The sequence below is a fragment of the Streptomyces sp. NPDC032822 genome (assembly GCF_055578825.1).
On record NZ_JBVIOL010000016.1, the window covers coordinates 84,345 to 102,249 of the forward strand.

General features: G+C 71.6%; 12 protein-coding genes. 1 reads left to right on the forward strand and 11 read right to left on the reverse strand.

Annotation, left to right across the window (positions count from 1 at the left end; all coding sequences use genetic code 11):
- Nucleotides 1-3: 3 nt before the first annotated feature.
- From ACZ5VD_RS34135 to ACZ5VD_RS34165, 7 genes are all read right to left on the reverse strand, one after another.
- Nucleotides 4-3,879: a lipopolysaccharide biosynthesis protein gene (locus ACZ5VD_RS34135; RefSeq protein ID WP_468684449.1), complete on the reverse strand. Its 3,876-nt coding sequence runs from the start codon at nt 3,877-3,879 to the stop codon at nt 4-6.
- The gene (locus tag ACZ5VD_RS34140) at nt 3,872-4,672 is read right to left on the reverse strand and encodes a polysaccharide deacetylase family protein (protein ID WP_468552116.1); all 801 of its coding nucleotides are present in this window, start codon (nt 4,670-4,672) and stop codon (nt 3,872-3,874) included. Before ACZ5VD_RS34140 ends, ACZ5VD_RS34135 begins: the two co-directional genes overlap by 8 nt.
- Nucleotides 4,665-5,723, reverse strand: a complete 1,059-nt coding sequence (locus tag ACZ5VD_RS34145; RefSeq protein WP_468552115.1) for a glycosyltransferase family 2 protein — start codon at nt 5,721-5,723, stop codon at nt 4,665-4,667. Before ACZ5VD_RS34145 ends, ACZ5VD_RS34140 begins: the two co-directional genes overlap by 8 nt.
- Nucleotides 5,720-6,541, reverse strand: coding sequence for a glycosyltransferase family 2 protein (locus ACZ5VD_RS34150; protein ID WP_468552114.1), 822 nt, complete (start codon nt 6,539-6,541; stop codon nt 5,720-5,722). The genes ACZ5VD_RS34145 and ACZ5VD_RS34150 overlap by 4 nt, the downstream gene beginning before the upstream one ends.
- Before the next feature lie 372 nt (nt 6,542-6,913).
- Nucleotides 6,914-8,011 carry a GNAT family N-acetyltransferase gene (locus ACZ5VD_RS34155; protein WP_468552113.1) on the reverse strand — a complete coding sequence of 366 codons (1,098 nt, stop codon included), beginning with the start codon at nt 8,009-8,011 and terminating at the stop codon, nt 6,914-6,916.
- Between the two features lies 1 nt (nt 8,012).
- The gene (locus ACZ5VD_RS34160; protein ID WP_468552112.1) at nt 8,013-8,447 is read right to left on the reverse strand and encodes a hypothetical protein; all 435 of its coding nucleotides are present in this window, start codon (nt 8,445-8,447) and stop codon (nt 8,013-8,015) included.
- 182 nt (nt 8,448-8,629) lie between these two features.
- Entirely contained in the window at nt 8,630-9,838 is a 1,209-nt protein-coding gene (locus ACZ5VD_RS34165) for a S8 family peptidase (RefSeq protein ID WP_468552111.1), read from the reverse strand.
- 303 nt (nt 9,839-10,141) lie between these two features.
- On the opposite strand from ACZ5VD_RS34165, the gene ACZ5VD_RS34170 reads away from it, so the two are divergent.
- Nucleotides 10,142-10,948 carry an SGNH/GDSL hydrolase family protein gene (locus tag ACZ5VD_RS34170; RefSeq protein ID WP_468552110.1) on the forward strand — a complete coding sequence of 269 codons (807 nt, stop codon included), beginning with the start codon at nt 10,142-10,144 and terminating at the stop codon, nt 10,946-10,948.
- A gap of 3 nt (nt 10,949-10,951) precedes the next feature.
- Here ACZ5VD_RS34170 and ACZ5VD_RS34175 read toward each other — a convergent pair whose 3' ends face one another.
- The 4 genes from ACZ5VD_RS34175 to ACZ5VD_RS34190 all read right to left on the reverse strand — a co-directional run bounded on the left by ACZ5VD_RS34175 (nt 10,952) and on the right by ACZ5VD_RS34190 (nt 17,782).
- Nucleotides 10,952-12,577 (reverse strand): serine/threonine-protein kinase, encoded by a 1,626-nt coding sequence (locus ACZ5VD_RS34175; protein WP_468684451.1) that lies wholly within the window; start codon nt 12,575-12,577, stop codon nt 10,952-10,954.
- A 45-nt stretch (nt 12,578-12,622) separates the two neighbouring features.
- Nucleotides 12,623-14,341: an urease accessory protein UreH domain-containing protein gene (locus tag ACZ5VD_RS34180; RefSeq protein ID WP_468684453.1), complete on the reverse strand. Its 1,719-nt coding sequence runs from the start codon at nt 14,339-14,341 to the stop codon at nt 12,623-12,625.
- Nucleotides 14,338-16,149, reverse strand: coding sequence for a tetratricopeptide repeat protein (locus ACZ5VD_RS34185; RefSeq protein WP_468684454.1), 1,812 nt, complete (start codon nt 16,147-16,149; stop codon nt 14,338-14,340). Before ACZ5VD_RS34185 ends, ACZ5VD_RS34180 begins: the two co-directional genes overlap by 4 nt.
- Nucleotides 16,150-16,249: 100 nt before the next feature.
- Nucleotides 16,250-17,782, reverse strand: a complete 1,533-nt coding sequence (locus tag ACZ5VD_RS34190) for a DUF4331 domain-containing protein (RefSeq protein WP_468552106.1) — start codon at nt 17,780-17,782, stop codon at nt 16,250-16,252.
- Nucleotides 17,783-17,905 lie beyond the last annotated feature (123 nt).

A 17,905-nucleotide genomic window follows, 5' to 3' on the forward strand; every position in this document is an offset into this window, starting at 1 on the left:
CCGTCACTTCATCGTCAGGAACCGCTGCACCAACGCCGCCAGCAGCACCGCCAGCAACGGCAGCGAGAACCAGAAGCTGCTCTGCATCCACCGCAGGTGCCGCACACTGGGCCGCACCGCGACCCGGACGACCTCCCGTACCGAGAGCAGCACGATCAGCGCGAGGGCGGCCAGCGCCCCGACGACCGACCACGGCGTCCACGTCACCTGCGGCCCGATCGGACCCGGGTCCGCGGCCGGGACCTTGCCCGCGGGCTGCTTGGCCAGCGCGTACATCGTCACGTCGTCGTTGACGAAGACCTTCCGCAGTTCCTTCCGCGCGTCCAGGTTCTGGATCAGCCGCGGTTCCCAGTTGGCCGAATAGCCCACGTCCAGCTGGAGATAGACGACCTGGCTGCGGTTGACCATCAGATACGAGTTCGGGCCCGCGTCCTTGAGAGCCTTGACCAGGCCGGACACCAGCACCGGGTCGGCTGGCGCCAACGTGGGCAGGTACGCGACCTTCTCCATGTCCTTCGCACCCCACGGCAGCGACGGCGTCACCACGTTCACCGGGTCGTCGCTCAGCCACAGCAGCCGTGCCGTCGGATCGTCGTGCGCGTACACGTACTCCATGGCGGCGATCTCGCCGGTCCGGGTCCGCTCGAAGGGCTCGTTGCCCCAACGGGCCACCAGGAAGCCGCCGATGAGCAGCAGACCCGCCAGCAACGCGGCCACCGGGGCGAGACTCACCCGGTCCTTGTCGCGCTCCTCGGCGGTGACGCCGGTGCGCGGGAACAGGGCGAGGCCCGCGAGCAGGGCGGCACCCGGCAGGGCGAACATGAAGACGCGCAGGGCCATCTCGCCGCCGTACGACTGCATGCCGAAGCCGAGGAACGGCACGAAGGTGAGGACCAGCAGCGACCGCTCGCGGTACTTGTGCTCGCGCCGCCGGTACCAGCCGTAGCAGGCGAAGGCCATCACGCCGCCGGCCAGCAGCACGCGCACGTAGAGGACCAGCTTGTGGGTCGAACTGCCGCCCTCGATACGGCCGGACACGGACGAGGACACGTTGCTGCCGACGCCGCCGATCCCGCCGAACATGTCGTTGAAGTGCCCCGACCAGTACGGCTCGGCCATGAAGCCGATCCAGGCGGTCACCAGGACGCCGAACAGCACGGGGAGCCCGCGCAGTTCGCTGCGGCCGACCAGGACCAGCACCGCCAGCACGCCCAGCATCACGAACGGCGTGAGCTGGTGGGCCGGGACGCTCGCCGCGAACAGTCCGATCACCAGCAGCAGCAGTACCGCCCGCTGCCGGCGGTTCGTCGGCTCGACCTCGATCTCGCCGGGGCGCCGCTTCGCCCAGATGACGCCGGGCGCCCGGAACCAGACGAGCAGGATCGCCACGAAGACCAGATAGAGGAGATAGGTGAAGCCCTGCGGGGAGAAGTAGTCCTGGCCCACCCAGCCGCTGAGCACGAAGATCCAGATGCCGGTCCACTTGGCCCGCCAGCTCGCCCGCATCGAGCGCACGAGGAGGAACATCGGTGCCAGGTAGAGGAGTTGGATCCCGAGCGGCCACCACCGGATGACCTCGGTGAAGTCGCTGACCCCGCAGGCCTTCAGGACGAACGCGGCGGCCGCGAAGAAGCCCGGCCAGCTCCAGCGCGCGTCCAGGTCGGGCACCGCGGAGCCGGTCCGGTCGATGTAGTCCAGGAAGCCGAGATGCTGCCAGGCCGTCGCGAACCTCGGCTCGGTCTCGATCACCGCGGGCAGCGCGTGCAGTGAGACCAGCGTCGCGAGCAGCGTGACCAGCAGCAGCGCCCGGTGCTCACGGCCGAGCCACAGCAGTGAGGCGAAGACCACGACCAGCAGTCCGGCGCCGATCAGCGTGGGCGTCGGCAGCACGGAGATCAGGCCGAGCCCGCCCATCTCGTCCAGATCGGCCTCGCCGAGCCGGAGCGCGGGCACCCAGTACAGCAGCAGCGCGGCGGTCAGCAGACAGCCGAGGACCGCCCCGGGCCGGGTGGGCAGCAGGCGCTCACGCCAGGAGAGCGCCGGCGGGTTCTCCGGCTCCGGCGTCTCCTCGGACTCCGGTGCCTCTTCCCGACCAGCCCGTACGGCCCGAACAGCCCGTACGTCCTCCCCCTGTTCCTCCTGGTCCCGCTGTTCTCCCTGGTCCTCGAACGGCGCGTCCACCTCGGGCTCCGCAGGTTCGAGCGGTGCCGCGGACGGCCCGAGCGATGCCTCGGCGCCCGGTGCGCGCTCCTCCACCGGCAGTCCGGGCTCCCGCTTGAGCGCCCAGGTGGGCCGGTGGTCCTCGGGGCTCGCCGGCTGTACCGCGGGCGTTCCGGTGGGCGGGGTGCCGGGGCCCGGGCGGACGTCGGGCCGGCGTTCCAGGTGGTCGAAGTCGACGTGCACGCCCAGGGCGAGGGTGTCCTGGTCGAGTGCCCAGGCGGGCCCGCGCCGGTGCGCCGCCGGGACGGCGGACTCGCGCGCCCCCAGGTCGGCGAGGTCCCCGTCGGGTGCCGCGCCCTCGGGGACGTCGGCGCCCCCGGCACCGTGGACGATCCGGTACAGCCGGGGCGCGGCGATCGTGACGATCAGCGCGAGGGCGGAGATCTCCGCGACACCCGCGCCGGTCAGGCCCATGCGGGGAAGCAGCAGCAGCGTCAGGCCGAGCACCAGGACGCACAACAGGCCCTGCAGCCAGGCGAGTCCGGAGGTGCGGCTCTGTGCGCGCAGTACCGCGAAGTACGTCTCCATGACGACCCGCAGAAGCCCGCCGACCGCGAACCAGCGCAGCAGCGGGGTGGCCGCGTCCGCGTAGCCCGCGCCGAACACGCCGAGGATCCACGGCGCCCCGAAGAACAGCACCGTGGCCACCGGCAGCATGATCCGCGCCATCCGCTTGAGCGCGGCGCGGGTGTTGGCGGCCAGCCGGCGTGGGTCGTGCGAGCCCTCGACGGTCAGCGAGGCGCCCATGTTGATGGCGAGCAGGTTGACCGTGCCGCCGATGGTGGCGGTGATGTAGAAGTACGCGTTGTCCTCGGGGCTGACCTGCGAGGCGATGATCACGGGGATCAGGTAGACCACGGCGAGCGAGAACAGCGAGCCGGTGTAGTCGCCGGCCAGGAACCGTCCGATCTCCCGCCAGGTCGGCGGATGCGCGTGCGCGGCGGTCGCCTTCATCTGCCGGGGCACCAGCCGCCGGAACACCAGCCAGCCCAGCGGCAGTACGGAGAAGGCGATGGCCGCGACCCACGACACGAACACCCCGGTCGCGGGGACGGCCACCGCGAACGCGACCAGCAGTCCCAGCTTCACCGCGGAGAACACGGTGTTGCCGACCGGCACCCACAGCGCGCTGCGCAGCCCGGTCAGCACCCCGTCCTGGAGCGTGAGCACGTTCCACGCGACCACGGCGACCACGAAACCGAGACCGGCGAGTGGACTGTCGAGGAAGCCGTACGAGGGCCCCCACCTGTCCAGGGTGAGCAGGAAGACCCCCGCGGCCAGTGCCACGATCACCGAACTGCCCACGTACGTACGGAGGATCAGCCGTCCGGTGGCCCGGCCCGCGACCGGTATGAAACGGGCCAGCGCCCCTGTCAGCGTCACAGCGGTCAGGCCCGCGAGGAGCTTCATCGCGGCGATGGCGGCGGAACTCTGGCCGACGGCCGACTCCGAGTAGTAGCGCGCCGCGGCCAGCCAGAACCCGAGGCCGAGCACCGCGGAGATACCGGTGTTCAGCATCAGCGCGTAGGCGTTGCGGAACAGCTGGCTGCCTCCCGGCGACCGGCCGAGCCCCGGCAGCCGGAGCCGGCGCCCCGGCCGCTCCGGTGCCCCGGTCGCGGGCGGGGTGTCCTGGGTCGTGGACGTGGTCGTGTCAGACACGGGAACGGATGGCCTTCCGGCGGACCTGGCGTGCTCTGCGGACCAGGGCGTACCCCTTGGTGAGGGCACGGTCCCCGGCGAAGTTCCGGGCGATCGCACGGCCCTGGACGAGCCGTTCGAACTCCTCGATGCCCGTGCCGCGACGCACGGTGACCCGTCGCAGGGCGTACGGCCCCTGGCGGCGGCGCGCGAGGCCGTTGCCGACGGCGAGCGCCTGACCGTACCCCGTCTCCCGCACCGCCTGCCGCACCCGGCGGCTGGAGTAGCCGTAGGGATAGGCGAAGGAGGCCGGGGCGGCGCCGAGTTCGTCGGTGACGATCTCCCTGCAGTGGATCAGTTCGTGGCGCAGCGCGGCGTCGTCGAGCTGGTCCAGTTGCGGGTGGGTGTGGCTGTGGCCGCCGATCTCGACGCCCGCCGCGGCGAGTTCACGGACCTGGTCCCAGTCGAGCATGGTGTCGAGGCCGCCGCCGGTGTCGTGCGGGCCGCGGAGCCAGCCCGTGGAGACGAAGACGGTGGCCGCGAAGCCGTGCTTGGCCAGGACGGGCAGGGCGTGCCGGTGCACGCCCTCGTAGCCGTCGTCGAAGGTGATCAGCACGGGCCGCGCGGGCAGCGGACGGCCGGTGCGCCAGTGGGCGGCGAGATCGGCGGTGCCGACCGGGCTGAGGCCCAGGCCGCCGATCAGTGCCAGCTGCGCGGCGAAGTCGTCGGGTGTGACCGACAGTTCGCGGGTCGCCTCGTTCGGGTCGGTGGCGATCGCGTGGTACATGAGGATCGGCACGGGTGCCTCAGTCATGTCTTCCCCCCTCGCTGTCCGACAGCGGAGCCACCGAGAAGGTTGCCCCGCCCCGGCGTGCCCGCACACTTCCCACGACGTACCCGCCCGCCGCGGTGAGCACCCCCGCGACGATCGCACCCGCGCGGCCCGCGCCGCCCGGCCGCACCAGCAGCGCGTCCCGCAGTCCGCGGACCACCCCGGCGGGCAGCACCCGGGTGGCGTACCGGCGCTCCGACTCAAGTCCCTTGTCGGCGCCGACACTTCGGGCCACCAACGCCTTGGACAGGCCCTCGGCGTAGGCGCGCGTGCGGAAGTACCCGAAGTGCTCGCGTGCCTCGGGCACCCGGTGGTGGATCACCGCCCGGTCGTCGATCAGCAGGACCGCGTCCGGCCGGGCCCGGGTGAGACGGATGCACAGCTCCGTCTCCTCGCAGCCCAGCGGCCGTTTGTCGCCGTCGCGTCCGATACCCGTGGCGAAGCCGCCCGCCGCGTCGAAGGCGCTGCGCCGGAAGGACGCGTTGCCGCCGAGCACGTTGCGCACCCGCACCAGGCCGGGCGGCAGCCCCCTGTAGGTGCAGCCCACCACCCAGTCGAACTCCTCGGGAAACCAGTCCGGCCGGCGTCCCGATGCCCAGATGGGCTCCGTACGGCCGCCGACGGCCATCACCCGTGGATCGGCGTACGCCTCGGCGAAGTGCCCGAGCCAGTCCCGCTCGGCGACGGCGTCGTCGTCCAGGAAGGCGACTACCTCGCCGCGCGAGGCGGCGATACCGGTGTTGCGGCCGGCGGACAGGCCGCGGGGACCCGCGTTGGCGAGTACCCGCACCACCGCGCCCGCCGCGGGCGCCGTGTGCTCCCCGGACTCTTCGGCTCCGGGCTCACCGAGGTCCCCGTATTCCTTGTACTCCTTCGTGAGCCGGTCCAGGAGCGCCGCGTTGTGGTCGACGACCAGCAGCGTCTCCCGGGCCGGCCGGGACTGCTCCCGCACCGAGGAGACCGCCGCGAGGATGTCCTCCCAGCGGTCCTCGGTGTAGACGCAGATCACGACGGAGATGTCGGGACCGCTCAAGACACCTCTCCCCGGACCGAGTCGAGCATCGGGGAGTGCGGGGTACGGCTGCGCAGCGCACGCCGGTTGGAGCGCTCCCGCAGGATCACTCTGAGCACCCTGAGCCCGTCCCGCACGGCCCGCAGATTGCTGGTGCCGTGGATCCGGAGGTACTCGTGGCTCGGTATCTCCTGCACCTTGAGCCCCGCCTTGACCACCCGGATGTTGATCAGGGTCTCGATCTCGAAGCCGGTGCAGTCGAGGTCGATCTTGTCGAGGCAGTGCCGCCAGAAGGCGTTGTAGCCGTAGCAGAGATCCGTGTAGCGGGCGCCGAACTTGCGGTTCACGGTCGTGCACAGCGCCCAGTTGCCGAGCTTGCGGATGAAGGTCATGTCGTCGGTGCCGCCGCCGTTGGCGAAGCGGGACCCCTTGGCGAAGTCCGCGCCCGAGACCAGGGCGGAGACGTACGACACGATCTCGTTGCCGTCGGCCGAGCCGTCGGCGTCCACCATCACGATGATGTCGCCGCTGCAGGCGTTGAACCCCGTGATCAGGGCGTCACCCTTGCCCTTGCCGCGCTGCTCGACGACCTTGACGCCGGGCCACAACTCCCGTGCCACTTCTACGGTGTTGTCGGTGGAGTTGCCGTCCACCAGGACCACTTCGTGGATCCAGTCCGGAAGGGTCTTGAAGACGTACGGGAGATTCTCCGCCTCGTTCATGGCGGGAATCACGACACTCACCGGTGGCGCGATGGCCAGGTGAGAGGAGATCGGCCGGTACTTGCCGGCGGTGAAGGCGTCCTGGCCTGTGGCGGCCGGGCGCAGATCGAAACTCATGAGTCTGGTCCCTCTCGTCCGGTGGACCGCCCGCCCCTGGGCGGCCCGCACTGTGTCCGGTTCGAAAGGGGGGTTTCTCACGCACGGCACCACGGAATCGATCTCCGTACCTGCCGGGTGAGCTGGCAAAACTGGACGGCCGCCGAGAACGACTGCCGACCGCGCGGCACGACTCGGTCACCAGTACGGTCACCGAGCACGGCACCCCCCTACCGCGCCCCGCGCCGGTCCATCGCGGTCCTGAGCCCTCCCCTGGTGCCGCTTGGTGATGGATCGATGCGGGTGAGATGTACGACGGTATTGACGATTGAACCCCTATGGCAAGACCTGGAACGAGCCTCACGTTTTTGTTGGTTTGACCGTTACCGGCCGCTACCGACCGGACGAGCGGATCTTTCCTGCCCGCTTGAGCAGTTTGTCGGCCGGTTCGAACCACTCCGGACGGGACACCACCGCGTTGCGCAGGGCCCGAACCGGGGCACGGCGGACACGATGTCCGACCGCCACCGGGTGACGCCGGGTCACCCACCCCTCGGACACCCGCAGCTCGCGGGTCTTGAGGGAGTCCTTGTATTCCTTCTGGCCCCGGCCGAGGTCGAGATGGGCGATGCCGTCGGCGGCGGCCGCCTCGGCCATCCGCAGATGCAGCACCAGGCCGGGGGAGTACTTCGCGTACGCCGGGTCGTACGCCGGGAACCAGCACGCGAGCACCCGCTCGGTCCGCAGCCCGAAGTGCGCGGCGATCGGCTTGCCGTCCGCGTACAGCACGGACAGGATCCCCGCGAACGACTCGGAACGGGTGTGGAAGAGATGCTCCACGAGACGGGTGATCCAGTCGTGCGCGAAGCGGTCGCTGCGCCCGGTCCTGCGGTACTGCGCGGACTTCCAGTCCATCAGGGTGCGCAGGGCGGCCGGGTCGCGCTCGTCGTGCACATACGTCACCTCTCCCGCGTCCCGGCCCAGCCGGCGCTCCTTGGCCAGCGTGGTGCGGGTGAACTTCGGTGCCCGGGCGCGCAGTTGGGTCAGATACGCCTCATAGCCCTGGTCCACGTCCATCACCGGGGACGGGAAGCTGCCGGAGGCCCCGGTCTCGAACGCGCCCTGGCCCTCCACCAGATGGTCGAACTCCCACAGGGCGAGCCCGCAGGCCCGCAGCAACTCCCGCGCGTCCCAGGCGAATCCGGGCCGGTGCACCACGCCCTGGGCGTCCGAGACGCCGAGGCCGATCGCCCGGCCGACGCCGGTGGCGGTCCGCTGGTAGGGGAAGAACGCGGCCGGTTCGCCGTCCTCCCGGACCACCGCGATCCGTACGCCCCTGCGGTAGCGGCCCACGGCGAGGGTGAACTCGGGGGCCAGGAAGGGGTTCGCGAGGTCCGGCGTCCCGAGGAGATGGGCCTTGGACTGCATCGCGGTCCACGCCGTCCGGTCGGCCGCGCTCAGCTCGCCGGGGCGGTACACGCTGATGTCCACGTCAGATGCCCCGCCTCGTCGTCGTACGGCCGCGCGGCCGTCGTAGCAGAACCGGCAGGAGGAGAACGCCGCTGAGCGCGGTCACGGCCACGATCCCGCCGCGTACCGACCAGATGTGCAGGGCCAGCATGCCCTGGGCCACCAGCATGTTGACGACCACCGAGCCCGCGAGCGCGGCGATGACCCGGCCGAACGGTTCGAGGTCGCGCAGTGCGCGGGCGATGACCACGGCGGGTGCCGCGAGCAGGAAGAACAGGGTGAGCGGAGCGCGCAGGGGTGAGTCCGATCCGGCGAGTGCGAGGACCGCGCCGAACGCCCCGGCGGCGCTCGCGGCGCCCGCGAGCAGCGGTGCCAGGTCCCTCCCCGGTCCTGGTCGCGCCCGCTCGGTGCCGTCCGCCGGCACTGTTGATGATGTCTTGCCACGTATGGTCTGCATGGGCGACTTGCCCCCCGAAGCGCCGGATGCCGGGCTTCAATGTCGCTCAGTGGCGCGGGGGCCGTCAAGATGCGGAAGTCGGCCGCGCCGGCGAGTTGCCGACTTGGTACATACGTTCCCCGGAGGCGGCCCGCGCCTCCGGGGAACGGTCGTTCAGGTCAAGCGGGTTGTCGTGGTGGTGCTCACGGCACGAGCTTCAGCAGCCGGTTCGGGGAGCCGGTGCCCGCGCTGGTGACCTTGCCGGTCGTGGAGCCGTTGACGAGGGCCGTGGCGACCTGGGCCGGGGTGGACGAGGTGTGGTTCGCCAGGTAGACGGCGGCGGCGCCCGCGACGTGCGGGGTCGCCATCGACGTACCGGAGATGGTGTTGGTCGCGGTGTCGCTGGTGTACCAGCCCGCCGTGATGGAGGAGCCGGGGGCGAAGATGTCCAGGACCGAGCCGAAGTTCGAGTAGCTGGCCTTGGCGTCGGTGCTGGTGGTGGCGCCGACCGTGATCGCCGCGGCGACACGGGCCGGGGAGTACGAGGAGGCGTTGGCGCTGCTGTTGCCGGCCGCGACCGCGTAGGTCACGCCGCTCGCGATGGAGTTGGAGACCGCCGTGTCCAGGGTGGTGGAGGCGCCGCCGCCGAGCGAGAGGTTGGCGACCGAGGGACCGGAGTGGTTGTTGGTCACCCAGTTGACGCCCGCGATGACGCCCGCGGTGGTGCCGGAGCCGGCGTTGTCGAGCACCCGGACCGCGACGATCTTCGCCGCCTTGGCGACGCCGTAGGTCGAGCCCGCGATGGTGGTGGCCACATGGGTGCCGTGGCCGTTGCCGTCGGAGGCGGTGGTGTCGCCGTCGACCGCGTCGTAGCCGTAGGACGCACGGCCGCTGATCTGGGAGTGGGTGATGCGCACGCCGGTGTCGATGACGTACGCCGTCACACCGCTGCCCGCGGTGTCCGGGTAGGTGTACGTCGTGGACAGCGGCAGCGAGGTCTGGTCGATGCGGTCCAGGCCCCAGGGAGCGCTGGACTGCGTGGTGTCGGCGAGCTGGACGCGCTGGTTCTGCTCGACGACGGCCACCGACGGGTCGGCGGCGAGTCTCCTGGCCTCGGCGGCCGAGAGGGTGGCGGTGTAGCCGTTCAGCGCGGCGCCGAAGGTCTTCTTGACCGAGCCGCCGTACTCCTTGATCAGACTCTTGCCCTCGCCGGAGGACGCCTTGAAGCCGGCGTTCTTCTTGAGGGTGATGATGTAGCTGTCCTTGACCGCCGTGGGGGAGCCGGCGGCGAGGACCTTGCCCTCGGCCGGGGCGGCCTGGGCGGGGAGGGTGGTGAGCCCGCCCACGAGGGCGGCGGTCGCCAGGCCGGTTATCGCGGCGAGCCGCACCTTGTCGCTACGCAGTTGTGCCATGCGAGGGAGTCCTCCTCATTGGCGACGGGCGCCTGGGTGGGCGCACGTCTGTGGGGGGTGCGCGCGTCGTCGCGCACACAGCCGTGGAGCGTTGCGTTCCGCCCCATGGCCAAGTAAAGAATCTGTGGTCTACGGGTGTAGAACAAGGGACTTGGGGCCCTGTCATGTGTTTGTCATGGACGCGTAACTGAACGCGCCGTGAACCCGCCCGAACCCGCCCGGAAAGTCTTGGCATGGACACTTCCCGTCAACACGCGTAGTTGGTACGACGGTTGTGGCAGAGATCCTGCTAAGGGAGGTTCCATGAGACGTTCCCGATTTGCCGCATACGTCGGCTCGCTCCTCCTCGCCGCCGGTACCGCCCTCACCGGGGCCGCGACCGCCCAGGCATCCCAACTCGCCGCCGCAGGCGGCTATGTGGCGCTCGGCGACTCCTACTCCTCAGGGGTCGGCTCGGGCAGCTACCTCTCCGGGAGTGGTGACTGCAAGCGCAGCAGCAAGGCGTACCCCTACCTCTGGGCCGCCGCGCATTCACCCTCGTCGTTCCACTTCACCGCTTGCTCGGGCGCTCGAACGGGTGATGTTCTGGCGAACCAGCTCACCCCGCTCGGCGCCACCACCGCCCTCGTCTCGATCAGTGTCGGCGGCAACGACGCCGGCTTCGCCGACGTCATGACGACCTGTGTCCTCCAGTCCGACAGCGCGTGCCTGTCCCGGATCAACACCGCCAAGGCGTACGTCGACTCGACGCTGCCCGGCAAGCTCGACAGCGTCTACTCGGCCGTCCGCTCCAAGGCCCCGAGCGCCCGTGTGGTCGTGCTCGGATACCCCCGCTTCTACAAGACCGGCACCACCTGTGTCGGTCTCTCCGAGACCAAGCGGAAGGCGATCAACGGCGCGGCCGACTACCTCGACACCGCCATCGCCAAGCGTGCCGCGCAGCACGGCTACGTCTTCGGCGACGTCCGCACCACCTTCACCGGTCACGAGCTCTGCTCCGGCAGCGCCTGGCTGCACAGCCTCAACCTGCTGAACATCGGGGAGTCCTACCACCCGACCGGGTCCGGCCAGTCGGGCGGCTACCTGCCCGTGTTCAACGGCCTGGCCTGACCGTCACGGCGAGGACGACACCGAAGCGGAGGCCTCGTCCGACGGGGTCTCCGTCAGGCAGGTCACCGAGAACGGCACCGAGTTGGACGTCGTCTTCACGGGATCGCGGACCTCGACACTGATCTCGTTCTCGAAGCTCCCGCTCTCGTTCTTCGTCGTCACGAACGCCGTGTCCTGCTTGGTCCGGCCACCGCCGGCCGGGAACGAGAGCGTCTTCCACCCCGGATCCATGATCTCGCCGTCCCTGGACACCCAGCGATAGCTGACCTCCGACGGCAGACGGCTCACCGTGATCGTCGCCGTGAACGCGGGCGCCTTGCCCTGCGGCGGCGGACAGGTACCGCTGTACTCGGTGCGCGCGCCGGCCAGCGTGACCTTCACGGTCGCGGCCGGGGCCGAGGTGGTGGAACTGCGGCTGGGCGTGGGGGAGTCGCTCGGCTCCTTTGTCTCCTCCTGGCCGGGATCGCTCACCGACGGCGAACTCAGCCCGGACGTCTCGCTCTTGGGCCCTCCGTCCGCCTCCTTGTTGTCGTCGCGGTTCAGCAGCGCGTACGTCAGTCCGGCGATCGCCAGCGCGAGGACGACGACACCCGCGACCAGGGCGAGCAGGGCACGGCGGTTGCGGCGGGGCCCGTCGGCCGTGGCGGTGGTGCCCCCGGGCCGGTCCCAGGAGGCCGAGGCCGGCGGCGGTGTCGACCGCTCGGACGTCGGCTGATGCGGGGACTGGTATTGCGGCGGCTGCCGGAGAGTGGCGGCCGTCGGGGGATAGGGGGCGGCCCCCACGGCGTCCGAGCGGGGCGTGCCGCCCGCGCCGATCACCCGCAGATCCTGCTCGGCCCGGTCGGCGGACAGCCGCTCCGCCGGGTCCTTGCGCAACAACCCCTCGATCACGGGGGTGAGCGGACCGGCCCGGTGCGGCGGCGGCATCTCCTCGTCGACGATCGCGCGCAGCGTGCTGAGCGGCGTGTTCTGCCGGAAGGGGGAACTGCCCTCGACCGCCGCGTACAGCAGCACACCGAGCGACCACAGGTCGGACTCGGGGCCGGGCGTCCGGCCGAGCGCCCGTTCCGGCGCCAGGAACTCCGGCGAGCCGATCACCTCGCCGGTCATCGTGAGCGCGGAACTGCCCTCGACCATGGCGATGCCGAAGTCGGTGAGGACCACGCGTCCGTCGTTCGACAGCAGGACGTTCGCCGGCTTCACGTCCCGGTGCACCACCCCGGCCTCGTGCGCGGCCCGCAACGCGGACAGCACCTCCGCGCCGATGTGCGCGGCGCGCTGCGGGTCGAGCGGACCCTCGGCCTCCAGCAGTTCGGCCAGCGAGATCCCGCGGACCAGCTCCATGACGATCCAGGGCCGGCTGTCCTGGGTGGCCACGTCGTACACCGTCACCACGTTGTGGTTCGAGATCCGGGCCGCCGCCCACGCCTCCCGCTCCAGCCGCGCGTACATCCGCTCGATGTCGGCGCCGGCCAGCCCGGAGGGGGCGCGCACCTCCTTGACGGCGACCTCACGGTTGAGCAACTCGTCGCGGGCCCGCCACACCGTGCCCATGCCACCCTCGCCGAGCGGGGCCAGGAGACGGTAGCGGCCCGCGATCAGACGTTCACTGCCCGGATCTTCGGACACGTGGTTCCCCTCTTCGCATCCGCGGGATTTCCCCACAAAAGTAGCTCAGCCGAGTGCGGATGCCGCCCCCTTGAGCACGAGTCCCGCTCCCAGGGCCACCACGACGAGCGCGGAGGCCAGGGGCGCGGTACGGCGCACCAGGGCAGTCAGCGGACTGCTCGCCCAGCCCGGCCGCCTGTCCAGCACCCGGGTCACTCCGGTACCCAGCTTGACGACGGCGAAGCCGGCCGCGGTGAGAGTGAGCGCGAGCCCGACGCCGTACGCGACGACGAGCAGCAGCCCGAACCAGGCCTGCCCGAGCGCCGCCGCGCCGACGAGCACGACCACGGCGGACGGACTGGGCACGAGACCACCGGCGAAGCCGAGGAGGATCGTGCCGCGGAGGGTGGGGGCGACGGCATGGGTGTGGGTGAAGCCGCCGTGGGTGTGTTCGAGGGTGTGGGAGTGGCCGCCGTCGTGGTGGTGGCTGTGGTCGTGATCGTGGCCGTGCTCGTGCTCGTCGTGGGGGTGGGCGTGGGGGGCCGCGTGGGTGTGGGGGTGAGCGGTCGTCGTGGGGGTCGCGGTGGGGGAGGGGGCCGCGTGGCTGTGGGCGCCGACCAGGACCGGAGTGCGGTCGTGGAGGGGCTCGTCCTGGTGTGGACGGGGGTGCGGGTGATCGTGGCTGTGGCCGTGTCCGTCGCTGTGGGTGTGTGCCTGCGCGTGGGCGCGTGCGTGCGCCTGCGCGTGACGGTGGTTTCGCCAGGCCCGGCGTACGAGGGTCGCGCCCGCCACCGTCACCAGGGCGCCGCTGGCGATGCCCAGCCAGGCGATCACCGAGGGGGCCGCCGCCGAGCCGGCCGTGACCAGAAGGCCGAGGGCGACCACGCCGAGGGTGTGGGTGACGGTGACCGAGGCGGCCAGGGGCAGGACGTCCTTCATCCGGGCCTTGCCGCCCCGGGCCGCGGCCACGGCCGCCATCAGGGTCTTGCCGTGACCCGGCGCGAGGGCGTGCATCGCGCCGAGGGCGACGGCGATCAGCAGGGCGAGGGCGGCGAAGCCGACGGTGAGGTCGTGGCGGGCGACCAGGGAGTCCAGGGCGCGGGTCCAGCGGTCGGCGCCGCGCGGCAGTACGGAGGAGGCGGGCGCGTCGGCCTGCTCCTCGACGAGGGCCGGACCGCCGGGGCGCACGCGCAGGGCGGCGGTCGTGGTGTCGGCGGGCGAGGAGAGCAACTCCGCCGGGTACGTGGTCAGTTCACCGGACAGCGACTTCGTCGGTACGTCCGACTTCGTGAGGGTCACGCGGTCGCCGCGCGCGGTGACCTCCCGCCAGCCGGGGCCGGCGTCCGTGGCCGCGCTGCGGAAACCGAGGGAGACCGTGTCGCCCTCGGGGAGCGGTGCGGTGAGGCGGCACTCCAGGCGGAGCGTGTCCAGACCGGCCTGGCCGGGGCGGACCAGCGCGCGGCTGCTCTGCGCGGTGAGGGCGGCCGTGCGGCCGTCGACGGTGACCCGGCTGCCCTCGGCGGCATCCGCGCACCGCTGCCGGGCCCACTCGGCCCTGCCCAGCCGCTCGATGTCCGGCTCGGCCTGCTTCGCCGGGATCTCGGCGAGGTCCTCGACGTGGTCGACGCGCAGTTCGCCGGGGGCGGCGACGAGGCCGTCGTAGTGGTTGACGGTGAAGTTGCCGAGCGGGTGGGCGCCGGCGGTGCCCGCGGGCACGAGTGTGAGCGCGCAGGCCGCCGTGAGGACGGCCGCGGCGGAGGCGAACAGGCGGCGGGGACTGGTCACTTGACCGCCTCCAGCGTCTCGCGGGCCGTGTCGGAGCCCAGCGGTGAGAAGCCGGGGTTGAGGTCCAGAGCCGCCTTCAGCTGGGTGCGGGCCTCCTTCTCGTGGCCCGTCGCGTGCTCGATCACCCCGCGGTGGTACCGGAAGGAGGCGTTGCGGTAGCCGGTGGCGGTGGCCCGGCGGGCGTACGGCAGGGCCTCCGCGTCGCGGCCGTTGACGTGGAGCGCCCAGGCGAGGGCGTCCGCGGTGTGCACGGTGTGGCGGCGGGCCCACTCGGCGCGGGCCGCGCGCAGGGCCTCGGCCCTGTCGCCGTGGTCGGCGGCGGCGAGCGCGGTGTCCAGGTCGACGTTGACGCCGCCCGCGCGGGCCAGCGCCGTCCAGGCGTCGACGAGGGCGTACTGGTCGCCGGCCTTCGCGCGGTCGCCCTCGGCGCCCCGGGCCTCGTACAGCTCACCGAGTTCGACGAGCGGGCCGGGCAGCGGGTAGCGGGCGACGACGGCCTCCATGCCCTTGATCGCGGCGGCACGATCACCGCTCGCGGCCTGGGTGCGGGCACGGCCCTCCAGGGCGGGCAGATAGGTGTCGTCGGCGGCCAGGGCGCGCGCGTACTGCTCCAGGGCCGTGTCGTACTCGCCCTGGTTCCAGGCGAGTTGGCCGAGAGCGGTGGCCACGTACGCCACGTCGGCCGGGGTGCCGGCCGAGGCGAGCGCCTGCTTCAGCACCCGCCGTGCGGTGGTCACGTCGCCGCGCAGTTCGTACACGTACGCGTACCGCGTGAAGACGGGGATGCCCGGCCGGCGCTCGTCCGCGAGGTCGGCGGCCTTCAACGCGTCCTCGTAGCGGCCGAGTTCGACGAGTGCGTCGATACGGGAGCACAGGGCGCGCTCGCTGTAGGGGTTCTGCTTCAGCACCTGGTCGGCGTAGTCCAGGGCGTCCTCGAAGCGGTGCCGGGCCGCGGCGAGGGCGGCACGGCCGGTGAGGGCCTGCACATTGTCCGGCGCCAGGTCGAGGGAGCGCTTCAGGGCCCGCTCGGCCTGCGGATAGCGGGACGGGTCGCCCTTGGTCCTGGCCTGCTCGACATAGGCGAGCCCGAGCGTGGCCCAGCCGCCGAAGTCCCGTGGCTGGGACCGCAGATGAGCCTGCAGCGCGGTGATGCTCGCGTCCAGGTCCCCGCCGGTCAGCAGGGCCGGCGACACGGCGGCGGGCGCGGACACGCCCACCGCGTCGCGTCCGTCCCGCACGGCCCCGACCGCGATGGACCCGGCGGTGAACGCGACCGCCAGCAGCGCCGCACACCCCGCGAGTTGAGCCGCCCGCCAACGCCGCCCGGCATCCGAGACCCGCCGCACGGCGGCGACCCGCCGATCCCCGGGACCGGCTTCCGGGCCCTCGACTCCGCCCGCGGGCTCCACACCCGCCGCGTCGCCGTCCCGAGCCACGTCGACCATGGCGGCGCTGCTCGCCGATACGGCCGACGGCTCCGGCCCGGCTGCCGCTCGCGACCCGGTCGTCTCCGGCCCGGCTGTCTTCGGCCCGGCCGTCTCAGGGTCGTCCGTCGACGGCTCTGCTCCGGTGGGGGACTGTGCCCCGGTGGCCGGTCCGGCGGTGGTAGTCGTGTCGTCCGGGGGCCGCGGGGCGGCGGCCGTACCGGTGTCGCCGCTCCCGTCCGTCGGCCCCGTGGCCGTCCTGTCCTCGCTCTTCGGCCCGGCGGCCGACCTCGTACCGCCCTCGCGGGCCGGCTCCGGTGGTGCCGTCGGCTCGGTGCGGCCGGGTCCGGTCTCCGGTGCGCTGTCGTTCGTACGCCGGGCCATGCCCTCTCCTCGGTCGGATCGCTGGGTGGGGAGTCATGACGCGGCCCGCGCCGTGGGGGATGGGTACGTGCGGGCCGCGCCAGTCGATGGGGAGTACGTATCAGTACGCCCGGCCCCTCATCCGGCGCCACCACATGAGGCCGCCTCCGATGAGGAGGATCCCGGCCGCGCCGGCGCCCGCGGAGGCGGCGATCAGCGTGGTGTTCTCGGTGCCGCCGACGCCGGCCGGCTGGAGGGCGTCGCCGATCTGGCTGCGGACGTCGTTGCCCTCGGTCGTGCCCTTGGCGAGCGGACCGCGCGAACCCTCGGTCGGCAGGGCCACGTAGGGGAAGGCCTTCTCGAAGTCCTGGTCGTTCTTGTCGACCGCGTCACCCAGGTCGTTCTTGGCGCCGAGGAGTTCACCCTCGACGACCTGGAGCGAGGCGTCGATCACGTCGTCGGTGAGCCGGCGTCCGTTCGGGAAGCCCGCGTTGTCGCCGTCGAGGACACCGAGGCGCTTGGGCTCGGCGGTGGGCTCGATCGAGGTGTTGAGACGCAGTTCCTCCGCCGGCTGCACGTGCGGGGGCTGGTTGAGGCCCTCGACGCCCTTGAGGAAGACGTCGACGAGGTCGTTGCGCGGCTCGTCGGGTGCGTCGATCTTGTAGATCGCCTCGATGAGCTTCGGCAGCTCCGGGTTGGTCACGTTCTTCAGGAACTGGGCGTCGTCCTTGGGCTCGGACGCGTTGAACTTGTCCTTGTCCTTGATCGGGTTGACGACTTCGTTGACCAGCGGCATGCCGAGGCGCGAGACCTGCGAGTAGTAACCCTGCGCGTTCTTGCGCTGGGTGGTCGACCAGATGCCGACGATCGGCTGCTCGGCCGACTCGGTGAGCATGTGGGTCGGGACCTGGAGGGCTATGGAGTTGACGTTGTAGCCCTTGAGCGTGTCGTTGCCGACCTCGGTGAGGTTCCCGCCGTACAGCAGGTCGAAGACCCGCAGGTCCAGGAAGAACGGGTCGTCGGCCTGGCCGGCGAACGTCGTGGAGCCGCCGGGGAGTTCGTGCACCGCCTGGTCGCGCAGCTTGGCGTAGTCCGGCATGGACGCCTTGCCCACGTTGGACGGCGCCACCGGGACGTCGTCGGCGACCTTCGTCTTCGACACCATGTGCTGGTCCTTCAGCTTGACCAGCTCGATGTCGTAGGTCTGGGTGATGTTGAGATCCGGGTCGTCCAGGCTCTCGACGGCCCCCGTGTTGTACAGGAACGTCTTCTCGTTCTTGACGTGCGTCTTGAAGGTGAAGCGGTAGAGCAGATCGCCCTGCGCGTCACCGTTGTTGTCGATGTGGAGGTCGTACTGCGCGTCCTCGGCGAACGTGAAGAAGTTCGGGCCGCCCGCCGGCTCCTCGAACGGGATCCAGTTCGCGACGATCGTCGTCGTGTCCGGCTTGTCCGGGCTGACGAACGCGTACACGTCCGTGTTGTCGTACTGCGGGGTCCCCGAGATGAGCGGGGCCTCCCGGTGGCTGGAGGCGGAGGCCGCCCCCGGTACCAGTGCGGCGACGCCGGCGGCCGCGAGCCCTCCGGCTGCCAGCGCGCCACATACGACGGTCGCGAGGTACTTGCGTCCCGTACCGCTCCTGGAGATAGGTGTCATGCCGTCCGTCCTCAGTCCAACTTGCCTGACGCCGGGGGATTCGGAGCGGGGGGCGGGCCGGATTGGTCGAATCTCAAAACTCTTTTTCTGCCTGCTCGACCCGCGTTTTCGGCCCGCTGATCC

What these genes read in the sequence shown, in the direction of transcription:
- ACZ5VD_RS34150 (WP_468552114.1), bottom strand. Translation starts at nt 6,541, where the DNA reads ATGAGTTTCGATCTGCGCCCGGCCGCCACAGGCCAGGACGCCTTCACC.
- ACZ5VD_RS34185 (WP_468684454.1), bottom strand. Translation starts at nt 16,149, where the DNA reads ATGGCCCGGCGTACGAACGACAGCGCACCGGAGACCGGACCCGGCCGC.
- ACZ5VD_RS34190 (WP_468552106.1), bottom strand. Translation starts at nt 17,782, where the DNA reads ATGACACCTATCTCCAGGAGCGGTACGGGACGCAAGTACCTCGCGACC.
- ACZ5VD_RS34170 (WP_468552110.1), top strand. Translation starts at nt 10,142, where the DNA reads ATGAGACGTTCCCGATTTGCCGCATACGTCGGCTCGCTCCTCCTCGCC.
- ACZ5VD_RS34165 (WP_468552111.1), bottom strand. Translation starts at nt 9,838, where the DNA reads ATGGCACAACTGCGTAGCGACAAGGTGCGGCTCGCCGCGATAACCGGC.
- ACZ5VD_RS34160 (WP_468552112.1), bottom strand. Translation starts at nt 8,447, where the DNA reads ATGCAGACCATACGTGGCAAGACATCATCAACAGTGCCGGCGGACGGC.
- ACZ5VD_RS34140 (WP_468552116.1), bottom strand. Translation starts at nt 4,672, where the DNA reads ATGACTGAGGCACCCGTGCCGATCCTCATGTACCACGCGATCGCCACC.